Origin of the sequence: Micromonospora sp. WMMD735 (assembly GCF_049178995.1) — a bacterium.
Classification (GTDB): Bacteria; Actinomycetota; Actinomycetes; order Mycobacteriales; family Micromonosporaceae; genus Micromonospora; species Micromonospora wenchangensis.
Genome location: NZ_JBMHMJ010000002.1, coordinates 6,339,103 through 6,356,241, shown reverse-complemented (window position 1 = coordinate 6,356,241; position 17,139 = coordinate 6,339,103). Strand labels below are relative to the sequence as shown.

The window sequence follows — 17,139 nt, the reverse complement described above, 5'->3', positions numbered from 1 at the left end:
GGCCCATCGGGCTGCGACAGCCCGCCGTAGTCGCTGGAGGGCTTTGGTCGACGCTCACCGGGGGAGCTCCCGTTGGGTCCGCTGCGCGAAGAACCGACGCCACACGTGGGTCAACAGCGGCGGATCCGCCGTCCTCGCCGGCATGGGTTCTGTCGACGCCGGTGGGCCGGGCCGCTCCTGCTGACCGCTCGCGAAGCGGGAGACGTACACGGTCATGCCCGCTCCCCCGTCACGACACGTCCTTCCCAGCGGTGGGTCCACCGGGGCCCGGTGGACCCACCGCTGCCGGCCGGCGGCTCGGCAGCGAGGTGACCGCCATCCGCCCACGCAGCCCTTCTGGCGGTACGCGACCGAGGAGTCACCAGTGCTGCCGGCGGATTTGCCGGTGACGACAGTTGCGGAGGCGTCGGGTCGCGTTCCGGCCTGTCACCGCTCGGCACATCCATCCGAAGCTCCCTGCTCTGAGACTGCCGCTGACCTACCGGCGCGCCCTGGGAAGGCGGCCCGGTACACCCACCCTCGCCCGGGGCAGGGCATGCGCGGAATGTCCTGTCGGTGCACCGCCGGTGCACCTGTGGTAACCCCATGTGCCGCTACGATCACCAGGCAGGAGACGGTCCCTGTCGGGGAGGACGTGCGATGACTCCGATCACGACCTGGACCGGCCGGGACGCCACCGCCCTACGCCAGGCGGCGCGGATGAGCGTCACCGCCTTCGCCGAGCACCTGGGCGCGGCCCGCCGGACGGTGGCCAAGTGGAGCAGCCAGGGCGACAACGTCATCCCCCGCGCCGACATGCAAGCCGCGCTGGACACCGTGCTGACCCGAGCCACACCCGACGTCCGCGAACGCTTCGCAGCCCTGCGGGCGACGGGCACCAACGGTGCAGCCGCGAGCACCACGCCACCGCACACCGACCCGGATGCCGATACTGGTGAGGACAGCCACCACAGCCCGGACTCGGATGGTGACGTGCAACGGCGAGACTTCCTGCGCAGCGCTGCGGTCAGCGTCGCCGCCGCCCCCGGCGTCGGGCCGGTGCTCGACGCGCTCGTCTCGCCCCGGCAACAGCCCGCCACGGTGCTGTCCGTGCAGCAGCTCTCCGGCAAGGTGGCCGCCGTCAAACGCGACTACCAGGCATGCCGATACGAACGGGTCCTCGACCGGCTCGGCACGCTGTTACCCGCTCTCGAACCCGCCAGGGCGGACGCGGAGGGCACGCAGCAACGGCAGGTCGACGTCCTGGCCGCCGAGCTGTACCACGTCGTCGGTAGCGTCCTGCTCAAGCTGGGCGACCGTGCAATGGCCCTGGTCGCCGCAGAGCGGAGCACCCGCGCCGCCGCGACGAGCCAGGACCCGGTGGCCGTCGCCGCGAGCGCACGGATCATGACCCACGCCCTGATGAGCAACAACCACGACGAGCAAGCCGTGACCCTCGCCGCAGACGCCGCCGGCGTACTCGACCGGGATACGGGCCTCGCGTCGACCGACGCGGTCGCCGTGTACGGCGCCCTCGTCCTACGCGGTGCCGTCGCCGCAGCCCGCCGCGACGACCGGGACACCGCACACACCATGCTCGACGAGGCCACCCGCGCCGCGACCCGACTCGGCTACGACGGCAACGACCGCTGGACCGGCTTCGGCGCCACCAACGTCCTGCTGCACCGGGTCAACATCGCCCTCACCCTCGGCAACGCCGGCACCGCCATCACCATCGCCCGCACCATCCCCCTCGGCAAGGTGACCCTCGCCGAACGCAAAGCCGCCCTCTACGTCGACGTGGCCCGCGCCTACACCCAATGGGGACGCCACGAACAGGGCCTCAACGCCCTCCGCACCGCGTACGAGATCGCACCCGAAGAGATCCGCTGCCGCCCGGCGGTCCACCGCCTCGCCAACGACCTCGCCCACCTCGCCACCGGCCCGGTACGCGCCGCAGTCGTCGACTTCACCCAGACCGCCGGGATCCCCCGGTGACCGGACGCCACCTCCAGATCGTCGTCTGCGCCGCCGGTCCCGCCCCCGACGTCACCACCCTGGTCAACACCGCACACCAACGGTCCTGGACCACGGCGGTCACCGCCACACCCCACGCGGTGGACTTCATCGACATACCAGCCATCGAAGAACTGACCGGGGCACCCGTGCGATCTGACTACCGGGCATCCCCGGGCGTCCGCCGCTCGCTACCCACCGCCGACGCACTGGTCATCGCACCCGCGACCTACAACTCGATCAACAAGATCGCCCTCGGCCTCGCCGACAACTACGCCATGACCACCATCGCCGAACTCATCGGACGACACGTACCCACCGTCATCGTCCCCTTCGTCAACACCGCCCTCGCCACCCGACACCCCTACCGCCGCGCCGTGACCAACCTCCGCGACGAAGGCATACACATCCTCCTCGGACCCGACCACGACTGGGAACCACACCCACCCGGCACCGGCAACGACCGCCGGCTCACCTTCCCCTGGACCAAGGCATTCGAGATCGCAGCCCGGCATGCCGCCTGACCGCTTCGACCTGGGCACGTCCGGGACCGACGCCAGCCCTCCCGCGCAGAGCGTGTGATAGTCGGGGCGTGACCTTCCCACTGGAAACACTGTCCGACGCCGTGCTGGCCCGAGCCCAGACGTGGACGCGGCTGGGCATGACAGGGCACACCCGACCGATCGAGCCGAACCACGGCAACCCGATCGTCATCAGTGAGTTCGAGTCCCCGTCATGGCTCGCCGCGATAACGATCTGGAGCACCGGCGAGGCCGAACTAGAGACAGTCCGCGTGGCCGACGAACGGATCGTCAACAAGCACTACGACCTGACCACCCCCGACGACCTCGAACTACTACTCGACGAACTCGTCGCCCTCCTCATCGACGACTGCATCCCCGCAGCAGCAGTCGTTGCCCACCACCCACCGGCACCAGTCTGAAACCAGCAATCGAAGACACCCGCCGGCCGGAGCGCCAGGTGCACCGATGTAGGCCCCGGTCCACGCGGGCACGGAATGGTCCAACGGCTCCCGAGCACCCACCGAGACACCGAACCACCGGCAGCAACGCCAAAAGGCTCCGACCCAGGGTGAAACCCCAGGTCAGAGCCTTCTTGGTGGTGCGCCGCCAGGGACTCGAACCCCGAACCCGCGGATTAAGAGTCCGCTGCTCTGCCAGTTGAGCTAGCGGCGCTCGTTGGCAACGGAGAGAACACTAGCACGGGCCATGAGCGGGGTTCCAATCCGATACCCGGCTCCACCCTTCGGGCGAGCTTATCGGGCAAAAGTGAACACATCACCCCGACAACACACGTCCGGCATCGAGCTGGTGGCCGGCATGGGGCACGATGTCCGCCAGGCACGCGAGAACAGAGGTGGGGATGGGCAGGTTCACGCGGGGCGGGGCGATGGCGGGTGCCCTTGTCCTGGCGGCGTCGCTGGCTCTGGCCGGTTGCGGCGGCGACCAGAAGAAGGAAGCCGAGTTCGTCGGCGGCACCGTGGCTACGCCGAGCGCCGGGGGGGCGACTCCGACGCAGTCCGGGGGCGCGTCGCCGTCCGCGCCGACGGCGGCCGACCTGACGGTCAGTCCGGCGAACGGGGCGAAGGGCAGACCGGTCAGCACCGAGATCAGCGCCGACCTCCCGGCCGGCGGAAAGGTCTCCTCGGTCACCCTCACCACAGGTGACGGCAAGCAGGTCGGCGGGAAGATGCGTCTGGACGGCAGCTCCTGGGTGCCGTCGTCGGCCCTGAAGTACAACACCAAATACAAGGCCACGGTGACCGGCACCGGCGCCGACGGCCAACCCCTGCAGGGGGTGAGCACGTTCACCACGATGGCCAAGCCGAACTCGATGATCGGCTCCGGCCTGTACCTCTTCGACGACCGGACGTACGGCGTGGCCATGCCGGTGGTGGCCGAGTTCAGCCCGGGCATCCCGAAGAAGGACCGGGCGGCCGTCCAGAAGCGGATGTTCGTCAGGACCGATCCACCGCAGCCGGGGGCCTGGCACTGGGTCGCCAACGGCACGCAGGCGTACTACCGGGCGCCTGAGTACTGGCAGCCGGGTACGACGTTGAGCGTCCGGATCGCGCTGGCCGGTATTCCGCTGAGCAACGGCCGGTACGGCAACGTGGACCGGTCGGCCACCGCCAAGATCGGGCGGGCCTTCGAGATGAAGGTGGACAACGCCACCAAGCAGATGGAGGTCTTCCAGGGTGGCCAGCTGATCAAGACGCTGCCGGTCAGCCTGGGCAAGAAGAGCACCCCGTCGTCCAGCGGCACCATGGTGGTGATGGAGAAGAAGGAGAAGACCGTCTTCGACACCATGGACGAGCCGGACCCGGCCAACCAGTACCGCACCGAGATCGATTTCGCTCAGCGGCTGACCTGGGGCGGCGAGTACATCCACGCGGCACCGTGGTCCGAGGGGGTGCAGGGCCGGCGGAACGTGTCGCACGGCTGCGTCAACGTGTCGATGGCGATGGGCAAGTGGCTCTTCTCCCAGACGAAGGTGGGTGACCCGATCACGGTCAAGGGCACCCCGCGCAAGCTCGAACAGGGCAACGGGTGGACGGCCTGGAGCCTGACCTGGGCGGATTTCGTCAAGGGCAGCGCGGTGCCGGTGCCGCAGGGTGGTTCGGGCCCACTGGTCTGACCTCCGGTCCGGGTCGGCGTGCCGCGCCGACCCGGACCGGCACGGGCCGATGACCCAGCGTGGTCGCGCTCTGCTCGGCGGCGTGTTTCAGTTCACCCTTCGCAACCGACGGGCGTGCCGCCGCGTCTGTGAGGGACGATGGGACATCGGGGACCACGACTGTGAGGGAATCATGCGAGTTGTCCAGGACCACCTGACCGGGCGTACCGGTCGCCGCCGGGTGCTCGCGGCGGGGGTCCTCGCCGCGGCGCTGGCCCTCACCTCCGCCTGCACCGGCTCGGGCGGCGACAAGCCGTCGAGCTGGCAGGGCGGCGGCGAGGAGGCCGCGCCGAAGGCCAGCGCGACGATCACCGAGCCGAAGGCCGACGCCACCGACGTCCCGGCCTCCACCGGCATCGTCTTCACCGCCAAGGACGCGAAGGACACCACCGTCACGCTCACCGACGCCGCCGGCAAGGCCGTCGAGGGCAAGCTCGCCGCGGACGGCGCGAGCTGGCTGCCCGACGGCACGCTGGAGTACGGGGAGAAGTACACCGCCACCGTCACGGCGACCGGTGAGGACGGTAAGCCGGCCACGGCCACCAGCGCCTTCACGGTGATGGCCAAGCCGGACAAGCAGGTGCGGGTGACCAGCTTCCTCGGCGACAACCAGGTGGTCGGCGTGGGCATGCCGCTGATCGTGAAGTTCGGTCGGGCCGTCCCGGAGGACTACCGCGACGACGTGCAGCGCCGGATGACGGTCACCAGCACTCCGGCCCAGGAGGGCGTCTGGCACTGGGTCAGCCCCACCGAGGTCCGCTACCGGCCCAAGGAGTTCTGGCAGTCGGGCACCACGATCTCGTACCGGGTGCGGGCCGGTGGGCTGCCGATGGGCGGCGGCTGGTACGGCCGCTCCGACCTGACCGTGGACGTCAAGGTCGGCCCGTCGGTGGTGATGCAGGTCGACAACAAGACCAAGCGGATGACCGTCACCAAGGACGGCAAGGTCGTCAAGACCATCCCGGTCAGCCTGGGCAAGAAGAGCACCCCCTCGTCCAGCGGCACGATGGTGGTGATCGAGAAGCTGCGCAAGACGGTCTTCGACACCATGGAGGAGCTGGGCCCCGAGGAGGGCTACCGCACCAAGATCGACTATGCCCAGCGGCTCACCTGGGGTGGCGAGTTCATCCACGCCGCCCCCTGGTCGGAGGGGCAGCAGGGCACCACGAACGTCTCGCACGGCTGCGTCAACGTGTCGATGAAGGACGGTGCCTGGCTGTTCGCCAACACCAAGATCGGTGACCCGATCACCGTCAAGGGCACCGAGCGCAAGCTCCAGAACGGCAACGGCTGGACCGACTGGAACATGAGCTGGGACCAGTACGTCAAGGGCAGCGCCCTGCCGTACGAGCCGGACGCCGGGCAGCCGGACGCCGGGAACACGCCGACGCCGAGCGCCGAGCCGACGCCCTGATCCCTGCGGCGCACCGTACGGGTCGGCCCCCGCCTGAAGGTGGGGGCCGACCCGTCTTCGACGGCACCCCGACCCCCGGGCGGCTCAGGCCCGGAAACAACTCGGGCCCGGAAACGACTCAGGCCCCCTCGTGTGAGGGGGCCTGCGGTGGAGAACATCCACTAACCGGGTGACTGATGGGAATTGAACCCACGACAACCGGGACCACAACCCGGTGCTCTGCCAACTGAGCTACAGCCACCATGCCGTCCGCGCCGGTTTCCCGGGCGGGTGCGGATTAATAATAGCCACACCCGGGCGGGGCCCGTCCAGCGGGTTCCGCCCTTCGGCGGGCACCGGCCTAGAGCTGCGCCGCGATCGCCTTCGCCGTCTCGACGTCCGGGCCGGGCAGCGGCACGAACAGGGTGCGCCGGTAGTACTCCAGTTCGCGGATGCTCTCCCGGATGTCGGCCAGGGCCCGGTGCGCCAGCCCCTTGCGGGGCTGGCCGAAGTACACCCGGGGGTACCAGCGCCGGCACAGCTCCTTGATCGACGACACGTCGATCATGCGGTAGTGCAGGTGGGCGTCGAGCCGGGTCATGTCCCGGGCGATGAAGCCCCGGTCGGTGGCGATCGAGTTGCCGCACAGCGGCGCGGTGCGCGGGTCCTTCACGTGGCTGGTGACGTACTCCAGGACCATGTCCTCGGCCTCGGCGAGGGTGACCGTGGAACGGCGCACCTCCTCGGTGAGCCCGGATTTGGCGTGCATGGTGCGGACGATCTCCGGCATCGCCTCCAGGGCCGCCTCGTCGGCGTGGATGACCACGTCCACGCCCTCCCCCAGCACGTTGAGGTCGGGGTCGGTGACCAGTGCCGCCACCTCGATCAGCTTGTCGCTGCCGAGGTCGAGCCCGGTCATCTCACAGTCGATCCAGACGAGAAGGTCAGCCACCGCAACAGACTACGCGCAGCCCAGGTACCCGCGCCTCGGCACTGTCGCGGGGTGGGACCGCTAGGGTTTCCCCGTGCCCGCCGAATCCGTCGCGTCCCCCGTCACCACCCCGGAGGACCAGCGAAGTCGTACGGCCCGCCGGGTCGTCACGGTGCTGGCGCTGGCGGCCGTGCTGCCGGCGCTCTACCTGCCGGGCCTGGTGCACGACTTCTTCGACCTGAAGATCTACATGCGGGCGATGGACTGGTGGGCGTCCGGGCACCCGCTCTACGACTATGTGCAGCCCGACCGGGTTCAGGGTGAGTTGTATTTCACCTACCCGCCGTTCAGCGCCCTGCTGCTGCGGCCGTTCGGGGTGCTGCCGCTGGGCCTGACCATCGTCATCTTCACGGCGCTGACCTGCGTCGCCGTCGTGGTCACCACCCGGTGGCTGGTGCTGCCGGTGATCGAGCGGCACGGTCTGCACCGGACGTACGCGCTCACCGTGGCGGTGCTGCTGGTCTTCGCGGTGGAGAGCACCCGGGAGACGATCACCTTCGGTCAGATCAACATGCTGCTGGTGGTGCTGATCCTGGCCGACCTGCTCTTCGCCGTACCGCAGGCACGGCGCTGGGCCGGGGTGGGTGTCGGGCTGGCCACGGCCCTCAAGCTCTTCCCGGGCATCTTCATCGTCTACCTGCTGGTGACCCGGCGGTGGCGGGCGGCGGTGGCGGCGAGTGTCACGGCTGCGGCGGCGACGCTGCTGGCCGCCGCGGTGGCCCCCCGCGACTCGTGGCGGTTCTGGACCCACGAGCTGTGGGCCACCGACCGGGTGGGGCGCACCGACTACACCGGAAACCAGTCGCTGTTCGGGCTGCTCAGCCGGATCGACGCGCCGCAGGAGCCGAACCGGCTGCTCTGGCTGGTGCTGGTCGTGGCGATCCTGGGGTACGGGTTGTGGCGGGCGGCCCGCGCCGCCGGGGCCGGTGACTGGCTGACCGGCCTCACCCTCACCGGGCTGGTCGGCGGTCTGGTCAGCCCGATCACCTGGACCCACCACATCTACTGGTTCATCCCGGCGGTGGTGGTGCTGGTGGACGCCGCGCTCGACGCCGACCCGCAGACCCCGGCGGGGGCGCGCCGTCGGCGGCGGCTGCTCACCCTCGCCACCGGTACCGGCCTGGTGATCGTCTACGGGGTGGTGTCGTTCTACGACTGGGGGGTGGCCCCGGCCCGTACGGACAACCCGTGGGAGTTCCTGCTGCGCAACGAGTACGTGCTGCTGGCGCTGCTGCTGCTCGTGCTGCTGCCGGTCCGCCGGGAGCGCAGGCGGGAACGGGAGCCCGTGCCGACCGCCGACCGGCAGCACCAATAGGACAGATATTCCCTTATTCGACCTTTGGCGCTAATCTGGGGTCAGTCGGTCACGACCCACAGCCCACCGATCCCCCGGTGAGACGGCCCTCCGCGTCGGCAGCGCGGAGGGCCGTCACCGCGTCCGGGCCCGTCGGGCACCGCGTCGGGGGGGCGGCGACGCGACCGGCCCGCCGGACGGGTCCGACGGGCCGGTGCGGGTGGTACGGGTCAGGACTTCGGCGTCGGCTCCCGCCGGGTCCGGGCGAAGGCCAGCCCGCCGAGGGCCAGCCCGCCGAGCCCGGCCAGCAGACCGGCGACGCCCAGCACGACCGCCGTCGACCCGGCGTCGTCGTCATCGTCGTCGTCCTTCGCGGCCGGCGCACCCGCCGCTGCCGGGGCCGCCGAGGGGGACGCGGCAGCCGCCGTCAGGGTCAGCACCGGCGCCGGGTTCTCCGGCTCCTCCGCACCCGGCGTGGGCTCCTCGATCCAGCGCGACACGTTGCCGTCGGAGTAGGTCTGGAGCGTCTTGAAGACCATCTTGTCCACCTGCGGCAGCGGACCGAGCGAGATCGGGAACTCCTGGAACTCGCCAGGCTTGACACCCCCACCGGCGGCGGCCGTCCAGGTGAGCTTCGACACCGCCTCGGTGAGCTGGCTGCCGTGCACCTCGATCGGCGGGTCCACCTTGCGCTTCTCCACCGCGACCGTCCACCCCGGCACCGGCATCGTGGAGACCGAGCCGACCGGGGCGTTCTCCGGCAGGTTCACCTCGATCTTGACGGTGGAGGCGGTGTCGCTCTCGTTGGGCACCCGGACGGCGAAGCGGCCGTAGCTGCCCTGGGTCGCCTCCTTCGGGTTGACCGTGACGTGCGCCGCGGCCGGCCCGGCGAAGCCGAGCACCGTGGCGGTGACGGCGGCGAGGGTGAGCGCGGCGGCGGATGCGGAGCGCCGGAGACGGATCATCGGGGACGGGCCCTTCCTTACTTGATCGGCACGGTGGCGGTCACCGTGGCCTGGTCGATGTCGGACGTACGGACTGTGAAACGCAGTTGCCACTCACCCGCCGACGGGAAGCTGAACTCCCCGGTCGCGTGGTTGTCGGTGAGCTTGAGCAGTGGGATGTCGATCGCCTCGACCCCGGCCGAGGGCAGCGCGGCGGTGGCCTTCCACTCCACCACCGGCTGCGGCCGGTTGTCAGGCGTGTAGGCGTACAGGTGCATCGAGTTGTTGCCCCGCTCGGCCGGGTCCAGCTCCACCTGCAGCGAGTAGATCGGGCTGGTCAGCGTGGTCGAGTAGTAGCCGGCGTCCGCGCCCGGACCGCCGTCGACGGCGGTCCGGGCCGGCGGGGTCTGCACCAGGGTCGCCGTCACCCCCAGGATCACCGCGGTGATCGCCAGCTCCACCCAGACCGCGCGCCGCACCGGCACCGGCCGGGCCGCCGCGGTCCGCCGCCGCACCAACTGCCGCGAGTACGCGGCCACGGCCACCACCAGCGCGAACAGCCCGATCTTGGCGAGCAGCAGCCGGCCGTACGTGGTGCCGGTGAGGGCCTGGAGGGTGCCCACCTCGATCAGCCCCTGCACGACGCCGGCCAGCAGCAGCGCCGCCACCGCCAGCGCCGCCCAGCGGGACCAGATCGGCAGGATCGCCCCCAGCTCCCGCTCGTCGGCCCGGCGCAGCAGGAACCCGGCCAGCATCACCAGGCCACCCAGCCAGACCGCCATGCTGCCCAGGTGCACCGCGTCGACGAGCACCGACACCGCCGGCGCCGGGGAGGCCGCCGGGTGCCCGGCCAGCGGCCAGGTGAACAGCCCGGCCACCCCGAGCCCGGTGAGGATGATCCCGTCGGTACGCCCCACCGGCCCCCGGGTCAGCGGCCGGAGCAGGAACACCGCCGCCACGAGCAGGCCCAGCCGGATCAGGTGGGCGGTGCCGTACCCGCTGCCCAGCACCTCGGACAGGCCCTCCCCGGTGACGTCGAACAACCCCCCGCCGGCGGTGTACGGCACCTGCAACCACACCTCGGCCACCGTCGCGACGGCCAGCAGCCCCACGCCGGACCAGAGCAGCCGGGCCGGGCCCCGCCGGGACAGCCGCAGCGGCCAGAGCGCGGCCAGCACCAGCGCCGGGCCCACCACCAGCAGCAGGCCCGCGTACCCCAGGTACTTGGTCACCTTCACGCCCGCGCCGACCACCGGGTCGGCGCGGCTGTCCGAGCCGGAGTCGGTCGGCGGCGTCGACGGTGCCCCCACCGAGTAGGTGAACGCCCCGGACACCGGGTGGCTGTCGGCGGAGATCACCCGGTAGCTGACCAGGTAGGTGCCCTGCGGCCCGGCCGGGTCCACCCCGATCGTCACCACCGACCCCTCGAACCGGGGCTCGCCCCGGTCGGCGCGGGAGCCGTCCGGGGCGATGACGCGTACCTTGTCGGGCACCTTGCGGACCGACTCGCTGAACGTCAGCACCACCTCTGACGGGGCGCTCGGCACCACGGACGAGGCCACCGGGCTGCTACTGGAGAGCACGGCGTGGGCGCTCGCCGGCCCGGCCGGGGCGAGCAGCAGGGCGACGAGGGTGACCAGCAGGCCGGCGGCGGCCCCCAGCCGGGCCAGCCGGCGACGATCGACTGCGTTCATCCCGCCATGCTCGCTGACCGCAGGCCGGTACGCCCACCCGGCCACCCCGCGCCGGCAGGGGGTAGCCACGGCGGCCGGAGCGCCTGCCGCAGGTGGTGGGACGTCATGAGCAGGTAGTCGTACGGCGGCGGGGAAAAGTTCCCGGCGTGAGCGGGACCATGGAAAGGGCCGAACGACCCTGCCCGCCCCCGCCACGCCGCGTAGCCTGGCTTGTCGTGATCCCCGCTCACCGCGACCCCTCCGCCACCGGCCGTAGCGGCCCGCCGCCCGGCCCCGAGCGGCCCCCGGTGCCCCGACCGGCGACCCGGCGACCGGTCACCCCGGGGAACCCACGGGCCCGGCGGGACGACCAATGAGCGTGACCACCGCGCGTACCCCGGCCGGCCGCTGGCCGCTCGTCCGCCCCTGGCTCGGCGTCGCCGCCCGGCTCGGCCTGGCCGCCGTCTGGCTGTACGCCGGCGGGACGAAGGTCGGTGACCTCGCCGCCTCCGGCCGGGCCGTCAACGCGTACCAGGTGATGCCCTACGAGGTGGCGACGGCGATCGGGGCCGCGCTGCCGTTCGTGGAACTGGCGTTGGGCCTGCTCCTGCTCGCCGGGCTGGCGACCCGGCTGAGCGCCGGGATCTCCGCCGCGCTGCTGGTGGTCTTCATCGCCGGCATCGCCTCGGCCTGGGCCCGTGGCCTGGCCATCGACTGCGGGTGCTTCGGCAGCGGCGGGCAGCTCGCCGCCGGCCAGTCCCCGAGCTACCTCCCGGAGATCCTCCGGGACCTGGGATTCCTGGCCCTGGCCGGATTCCTGCTGATCTGGCCCCGCACCCCGTTCTCGGTGGACGGCTGGCTCGCGGGCGACCCATCCGTGGAGGACGACGATGAGCAGTCGTAAGGGACGCAACGAGGCCGCGCGGGTGGTCCGCGAACAGCTCGCCCGGGAGAAGCGCCGCAAGCGGACCCTCTGGACCTCCGTCGGGGCGGTGGTGGTGCTGGTGATCGCCGGCCTGATCGGGTGGAGCGTCTACTCCAGCCAGAAGTCGGACACCTTCACCGCCCCGCCCGGTACGAACGACGCCGGCACCGGTGTCGTGCTCGGCACCGGGCCGGTCACCATCGACCTCTACGAGGACTACCTCTGCCCGGCCTGCAAGCAGTTCCAGCAGACCAGCGGGGAGACCATCAACCAGCTGGTCAGCTCCGGCAAGGCCAAGGTGGTCTTCCACCCGGTCGCCTACCTCAACCGGTTCTCCACCACCGAATACTCCACCCGGTCCTCGGCCGCGTCCGGCTGCGCCGCGAAGGGCGGCAAGTTCAAGGAGTTCACCGACGCGCTGTTCGCCCAGCAGCCGCCGGAGGGCAGCGCCGGGCTGAGCAACGACCAGTTGATCGACATCGGCGCGGGCGTCGGGCTGAACAAGGACGACTTCGGCTCCTGCGTCAGGGACGGGGCGTACACGGCGTGGACCGAACACGTCACCGACGACGCCAGCAAGGCCGGGGTCACCGGCACCCCGACCATCACGGTGAACGGCACCGCCGTGTCCGACCGCAGCCCGGCCGGCATCACCGCGGCCGTGGAGGCGGCCGGCAAGTGACCCCGGCACCCCTGCGGCGGGCCGTCCTGCTGGTCACCGCCGTACTGTTCGGCCTCCTCGGCACCACCGCACCGGCGTACGCGCACGGGGCGGACGCCCCCGACGGCACCGACTACCGCACCACGGTGACCGGGATCACCCCGACCCGGCCGGGGTTGACCGCGCGGGCCGTCGAGGCGGGCGCCCGGCTGGAACTGGTCAACCACTCCGACCGGGACGTCGAGGTGATCGGCTACTCCGGGGAGCCGTACCTGCGGGTCGGGCCGGGCGGGGTGTACGAGAACGTCCGCTCCCCCGCCACGTACCTCAACCGCACCCTCGCCGGGGACACCGCGCTGCCCGCCACCGCCGACCCGGCCGCCGCCCCGCAGTGGCGTCGGATCGGCGACGACAGGCGGGTCCGCTGGCACGACCAGCGGGCCCTGTGGCGGGAGTCCGGGGTGCCCGCCCCGGTGGCCGCCGACCCGGGCCGCGAACACCGGGTCCGGGAGTGGACCGTCGCGCTGCGCGTCGGCGACGAGCCTGCGGAGCTGCGCGGCACCCTCGACTGGGTGCCGCCGCCGGACCCGTACCCCTGGTGGGTGGCCGTCACCCTCGGCGCGCTGCTGGTCGGCGCGGCGGGGCTGCTGCCGGCCGGCACCGGCGCGGGGACCCGGGCGCTGCGCGGCGTCGGCGCAGTGCTCGCCCTCGGCGGGGCCGCCGCCGTCACCCTCGTGCTCGGCCGCGAGCTGGACGCCGGGGCGCAGGGCGTCGGCGGGGTGCTGCTCGGGCTGGCCGCCGGGCAGCTCTGGCCGCTGCTGACCGCGCTGGGTGCGGTGGCCGCCGGGGGGTGGGCGCTGGCCCGCCGGCCCGCCGCCGACTTCGTGCTCGCGCTGGCCGGGGCGTGCCTGGCCCTCTTCGTCGGCGTCGCCAACCTGACCGTGCTGTCCCGCGCCGTCGCCCCGGTGCCCTGGTCGGGCGGCGTCGCACGGGTGCTGCTGACCGGGGTGCTGGTCGCCGGGGTGGGGGCGGTCGCCGCCGGCCTGCTCCGGCTGCACGCCGCCGCCCGCGCCGCCGCGCCCCGGCCCGCCGCCGAGCCGGCCCGGACCTGATCCCCTGCCGGACGCGATCCGGAGTCCCCGGCCTGGTCAGCCGATCGGCCGGGGGTGGAAGCCGTAGGGCAGTTCGAGGCGGTGACGGGAGAGCAGCTCGGCGTCGGCGAGCAGGTCGACGGTGGGGGCGTCGGCGACGATCCGGCCGGCGTCCAGGATGACCGCCCGCTCGCACAGCTCCGCCGCGTAGGGCAGGTCGTGGGTGACCATCAGCAGGGTCACCGGCAGGGCGCGTAGGATCCCGGCCAGCTCCCGGCGGGCCGCCGGGTCCAGGTTGGACGACGGCTCGTCGAGCACCAGGATCTCCGGGCGCATCGCCAGCACGGTGGCCACCGCCACCCGACGCCGCTGCCCGAACGACAGGTGGTGCGGGGCACGGTCCCGGTGCTCGACCATCCCCACCGCGGTCAGCGCCTCGTCCACCCGGGCGGCCAGCTCGGCACCCCGCAACCCCAGGTTGGCCGGGCCGAACGCCACGTCCTCGGCGACCGTGGGCAGGAAGAGCTGGTCGTCGGGGTCCTGGAAGACGACACCCACCCGGCGGCGGATCTCGGCCAGGGTGTCCCGGTCCCGGGACACCGTCAGCCCGCCCACGCTCACCGACCCCCCGGTCGGGGTGAGGATGCCGTTGAGGTGCAGCACCAGCGTGGTCTTGCCCGCGCCGTTCGGGCCGAGCAGGGCCACCCGCCCGCCGCGCGGCACGGCCAGGTCCACCCCGGCCAGGGCGACGTGACCGTCCGGGTACGCGTACCGGAGGTCACGGACGTCCAGGGAGACAGCGTTGGGCACGTCCCCGATCATGTCAGGACGACGGCGGTGGCGGCGATCGCCACCGCCGCCAGCGGCACGGTCGCCGCCGCCACCCACTGCCCGGCGGTCGCCGACCCGGCCCCCTGCCAGACCGCCGGCATCCGCCCGGTGTACCCCCGGGAGAGCATCGCGAGGTAGACCCGCTCACCGCGTTCGAAGGCCCGCAGGAACAACGCGCCCACCCCGGCGGCGAAGCCCCGCAACTGCCACAGGAACCGCGGGTCGTCACCCCGGGAGATCCGGGCCACCCGCATCCGGCGGGCCTCGCCGACCAGCACGTCGAGGTAGCGCAGCATGAACGTGGCGATCTGGGTGATGATCTGCGGGCAGCGCAGCCGGTCCAGGCCGACGATCAGGTCCCGGGTGGTGGTCGTCGCGGCCAGCAGCAGCGACGCGAGCACCCCCAGGGTGCCCTTGGCGACGATGTTCCACGCCCCGTGCAGGCCGTCCACCGACAGGCTCAACCCGACGAACTCGGTGCGCGGACCCGCCCCGAGGAACGGCAGGGCGACCGCGAACAGCACGAACGGCACCTCGATCGTGGCGCGCAGCAGCAGCCAGCGCGGGCCGACCCGGGCCAGCGCGGCGACGACGGCGACCAGCAGGGCGTACCCGCCGAAGGCCCAGAACGCCTCGCGCGGGGTGGCCACCACCGCCACGGTGAACAGCACCATCGCGGCGATCTTCACCTCGGGCGCCAGCCGGTGCACCCGGGAGGGGGTGTCCCGGTAGAGCACGTGCGCGTGTCCGGCACCCACGTCGTACCGCCCGGTCAGCCGGCGGTGCCGGCGGACTGCCGGTCGCCGGTGTGCCGCCCGTCGGCCGGGGGCTGCCCGCCGCCGGGGGCGTCGGCCGGGCCACGACGGCGCAGCAGCCAGAACACGCCACCGCCGACGGCGAAGGTGAGCAGCACGCCGGCCACCCCGGACAGGCCGGTGGAGAGGAAGCCGTTGTCCACGCCCCGGATGCCGTAGTCGGCCAACGGGCTGTCGGCCAGCTCGTGGTCCTTCGCCTGCTGGGCCGGGCAGGAGCCGCCGGTGATCTCGTCGTCGGCGTTCACCGTGCAGCCCCTGAGCAGCGACGAGTCCAGACCGTCGGGGTGCGACGAGGCGTAGTTGCTGACCACCCCGGCCAGCACCAGGGCGACCAGCAGGCCGACCGCCACGAAACCCCAGGACCGCTTCCTCACCGGGCACCTCCGACAGCCGGGACGGGGGCCGGCGCGGTCGCCGGCTTGAGCGCGCGCAACGCGTACACCAGGTCGGGTCGGACCTTGGCCACGGTGGCGACCGTGGTCGCGGTGATCAGCCCCTCGCCGATGCCGATCAGCAGGTGGACGCCGGCCATCGTGCCGGCCAGGCCGGTCAGGTTGCCGCCCAGGTCGGTGGTGCCGCCCAGCCAGTACTGCACGACGAAGCCCTGGGACGCGACGACCACGCTGACCAGCGCCGAGACGAAGGCGGTCACGGCCAGGCCGGTGGGGGTGCGCGGCAGCACCCGCAGCAGGCCGGCGATCAGCAGGTACGCCGCGGCGGTGCCGAGCAGCGCCATGTTGGTGATGTTCAGGCCGAGCATCGCGACGCCGCCGTCGCCGAAGACCAGGGCCTGCACGATCAGCACCACCGAGACGCAGAGCGCGCCGACCCAGGGGCCGACCAGCAGGGCGGCGAGCGCGCCGCCGAGCAGGTGACCGGAGACCCCGGCCGTGAAGATCGGGAAGTTGAGCATCTGCACGGCGAAGATGAACGCGGCGACCAGGCCGGCCATCGGCGCGAGCCGGTCGTCCAGGTCACGTCGGCCGCGCAGCACGCAGAAGGTCAGGGCGGCCAGCGCGACGGCGGCGAAGATCCCCGCGACCGGACCGTTGATGATGCCGTTCGAGATGTGCATCGCCAGGGTTTCCACGGGACCTCCAGTCGGCCGGCGGGACCAGACTATTTCCCGGCGCGGGTTGTTGCCAAGACACGGCAACAAGGCATGGCGTTGTTCACCGCCGCGCCACCGCCACTCCCCCCACCGGCTGCCGTACCGCACGCTGCGGGAACGCCGGGACGGGCGCGCACCGCACGGGCAGGACGGTGCGGCGGGGAACGTCCCGGGTGTCCCGGCGGGGATCGGCCGGGACGGCGCAGCCCGGCGGTAGGGTCGTCGCCATGACCGCGCCCGACCGGCTCACCCCCGGCGACCCCGCACCCGACTTCACCCTCCCCACCGACACCGGGGAGACGCTCTCCCTCGCCGCGCTGCGCGGCCGCCGGGTCATCCTGTACGCCTACCCGGCCGCGATGACCCCCGGCTGCACCAAGCAGGCCTGCGACTTCCGCGACTCGCTCGCCTCGCTGCAGGCCGCCGGTTACGAGGTGGTCGGCATCTCCCCCGACCAGCCCGCCAAGCTGGCGAAGTTCCGCGAGCGCGACGCCATCACCTTCCCGCTGGTCGCCGACGTCGACAAGGCGGTGCTCACCGCGTACGGCGCCTTCGGCGAGAAGCAGTCCTACGGCCGTACGGTGACCGGGGTGATCCGGTCCACCTTCGTCATCGACCCGGACGGGAAGATCGAGCACGCGTTCTACAACGTCAAGGCCACCGGCCACGTCGCCAAGCTGCGCCGCGACCTCGGCCTCGACTGAACGCGTCACACCCT

18 protein-coding genes and 2 tRNA genes are annotated in these 17,139 nt (G+C 72.3%); 10 read left to right on the top strand and 10 right to left on the bottom strand.

What is annotated here, in order from left to right; all coding sequences use genetic code 11:
- Nucleotides 1–54: 54 nt before the first annotated feature.
- On the bottom strand, nt 55–216 hold the full coding sequence (gene amcA / locus ACN268_RS27865) for a multiple cyclophane-containing RiPP AmcA (RefSeq protein WP_421485933.1): 162 nt from the start codon (nt 214–216) through the stop codon (nt 55–57).
- Between the two features lie 423 nt (nt 217–639).
- Here amcA and ACN268_RS27860 point away from each other — a divergent pair, with 423 nt between their 5' ends.
- The 3 genes from ACN268_RS27860 (at nt 640) to ACN268_RS27850 (ending at nt 2,938) form a co-directional block, all read left to right on the top strand.
- Nucleotides 640–1,977: a hypothetical protein gene (locus tag ACN268_RS27860; RefSeq protein ID WP_421485931.1), complete on the top strand. Its 1,338-nt coding sequence runs from the start codon at nt 640–642 to the stop codon at nt 1,975–1,977.
- Entirely contained in the window at nt 1,974–2,519 is a 546-nt protein-coding gene (locus ACN268_RS27855; RefSeq protein ID WP_421485930.1) for a flavoprotein, read from the top strand. Before ACN268_RS27860 ends, ACN268_RS27855 begins: the two co-directional genes overlap by 4 nt.
- A 68-nt stretch (nt 2,520–2,587) precedes the next feature.
- On the top strand, nt 2,588–2,938 hold the full coding sequence (locus ACN268_RS27850; RefSeq protein ID WP_421485929.1) for a hypothetical protein: 351 nt from the start codon (nt 2,588–2,590) through the stop codon (nt 2,936–2,938).
- Between the two features lie 177 nt (nt 2,939–3,115).
- Here the strand turns inward: ACN268_RS27850 and ACN268_RS27845 are convergent.
- Nucleotides 3,116–3,191, bottom strand: a tRNA-Lys gene (locus ACN268_RS27845).
- A 187-nt stretch (nt 3,192–3,378) separates the two neighbouring features.
- Here ACN268_RS27845 and ACN268_RS27840 point away from each other — a divergent pair.
- Together ACN268_RS27840 and ACN268_RS27835 are read left to right on the top strand one after the other, a co-directional pair.
- A complete protein-coding gene (locus tag ACN268_RS27840; RefSeq protein ID WP_421485928.1) occupies nt 3,379–4,653 on the top strand; it encodes an Ig-like domain-containing protein in 1,275 nt (424 codons plus the stop codon).
- A gap of 172 nt (nt 4,654–4,825) precedes the next feature.
- A complete protein-coding gene (locus tag ACN268_RS27835; protein WP_421485927.1) occupies nt 4,826–6,106 on the top strand; it encodes an Ig-like domain-containing protein in 1,281 nt (426 codons plus the stop codon).
- A gap of 168 nt (nt 6,107–6,274) precedes the next feature.
- Here ACN268_RS27835 and ACN268_RS27830 read toward each other — a convergent pair.
- Both ACN268_RS27830 and orn read right to left on the bottom strand, forming a co-directional pair.
- A tRNA-His gene (locus ACN268_RS27830) sits at nt 6,275–6,347 on the bottom strand.
- Nucleotides 6,348–6,446: 99 nt separating this feature from the next.
- Nucleotides 6,447–7,037 carry an oligoribonuclease gene (orn, locus tag ACN268_RS27825; RefSeq protein WP_421485925.1) on the bottom strand — a complete coding sequence of 197 codons (591 nt, stop codon included), beginning with the start codon at nt 7,035–7,037 and terminating at the stop codon, nt 6,447–6,449.
- Nucleotides 7,038–7,110: 73 nt separating this feature from the next.
- Between orn and ACN268_RS27820 the strand changes: the two genes are divergently transcribed.
- Nucleotides 7,111–8,391: a glycosyltransferase family 87 protein gene (locus ACN268_RS27820; protein ID WP_421485924.1), complete on the top strand. Its 1,281-nt coding sequence runs from the start codon at nt 7,111–7,113 to the stop codon at nt 8,389–8,391.
- Nucleotides 8,392–8,600: 209 nt separating this feature from the next.
- Here ACN268_RS27820 and ACN268_RS27815 read toward each other — a convergent pair whose 3' ends face one another.
- Together ACN268_RS27815 and ACN268_RS27810 are read right to left on the bottom strand one after the other, a co-directional pair.
- Complete coding sequence (locus ACN268_RS27815) at nt 8,601–9,335, bottom strand: YcnI family protein (RefSeq protein ID WP_421485923.1); 735 nt, start codon at nt 9,333–9,335, stop codon at nt 8,601–8,603.
- 17 nt (nt 9,336–9,352) lie between these two features.
- Nucleotides 9,353–11,008, bottom strand: a complete 1,656-nt coding sequence (locus ACN268_RS27810; protein ID WP_421485921.1) for a copper resistance CopC/CopD family protein — start codon at nt 11,006–11,008, stop codon at nt 9,353–9,355.
- Nucleotides 11,009–11,360: 352 nt separating this feature from the next.
- Here ACN268_RS27810 and ACN268_RS27805 point away from each other — a divergent pair, with 352 nt between their 5' ends.
- From ACN268_RS27805 to ACN268_RS27795, 3 genes are read left to right on the top strand one after another with little or no spacing between them, the layout of a single operon-like run.
- Nucleotides 11,361–11,891, top strand: a complete 531-nt coding sequence (locus ACN268_RS27805; protein ID WP_421485920.1) for a MauE/DoxX family redox-associated membrane protein — start codon at nt 11,361–11,363, stop codon at nt 11,889–11,891.
- Complete coding sequence (locus ACN268_RS27800; RefSeq protein ID WP_421485919.1) at nt 11,878–12,594, top strand: DsbA family protein; 717 nt, start codon at nt 11,878–11,880, stop codon at nt 12,592–12,594. Before ACN268_RS27805 ends, ACN268_RS27800 begins: the two co-directional genes overlap by 14 nt.
- Entirely contained in the window at nt 12,591–13,685 is a 1,095-nt protein-coding gene (locus ACN268_RS27795) for a hypothetical protein (RefSeq protein ID WP_421485917.1), read from the top strand. The genes ACN268_RS27800 and ACN268_RS27795 overlap by 4 nt, the downstream gene beginning before the upstream one ends.
- 36 nt (nt 13,686–13,721) lie before the next feature.
- On the opposite strand, the gene ACN268_RS27790 is transcribed toward ACN268_RS27795, so the two are convergent.
- From ACN268_RS27790 to ACN268_RS27775, 4 genes are read right to left on the bottom strand one after another with little or no spacing between them, the layout of a single operon-like run.
- Nucleotides 13,722–14,486 carry an energy-coupling factor ABC transporter ATP-binding protein gene (locus ACN268_RS27790; RefSeq protein ID WP_421485916.1) on the bottom strand — a complete coding sequence of 255 codons (765 nt, stop codon included), beginning with the start codon at nt 14,484–14,486 and terminating at the stop codon, nt 13,722–13,724.
- Nucleotides 14,483–15,253, bottom strand: a complete 771-nt coding sequence (cbiQ, locus tag ACN268_RS27785) for a cobalt ECF transporter T component CbiQ (protein WP_421485914.1) — start codon at nt 15,251–15,253, stop codon at nt 14,483–14,485. Before cbiQ ends, ACN268_RS27790 begins: the two co-directional genes overlap by 4 nt.
- A 14-nt stretch (nt 15,254–15,267) precedes the next feature.
- Nucleotides 15,268–15,684 carry a PDGLE domain-containing protein gene (locus ACN268_RS27780; RefSeq protein WP_421485912.1) on the bottom strand — a complete coding sequence of 139 codons (417 nt, stop codon included), beginning with the start codon at nt 15,682–15,684 and terminating at the stop codon, nt 15,268–15,270.
- Entirely contained in the window at nt 15,681–16,400 is a 720-nt protein-coding gene (locus ACN268_RS27775; RefSeq protein ID WP_145918134.1) for an energy-coupling factor ABC transporter permease, read from the bottom strand. The genes ACN268_RS27780 and ACN268_RS27775 overlap by 4 nt, the downstream gene beginning before the upstream one ends.
- 248 nt (nt 16,401–16,648) lie before the next feature.
- Here ACN268_RS27775 and bcp point away from each other — a divergent pair, with 248 nt between their 5' ends.
- Entirely contained in the window at nt 16,649–17,125 is a 477-nt protein-coding gene (bcp, locus tag ACN268_RS27770; protein ID WP_204927199.1) for a thioredoxin-dependent thiol peroxidase, read from the top strand.
- Nucleotides 17,126–17,139 lie beyond the last annotated feature (14 nt).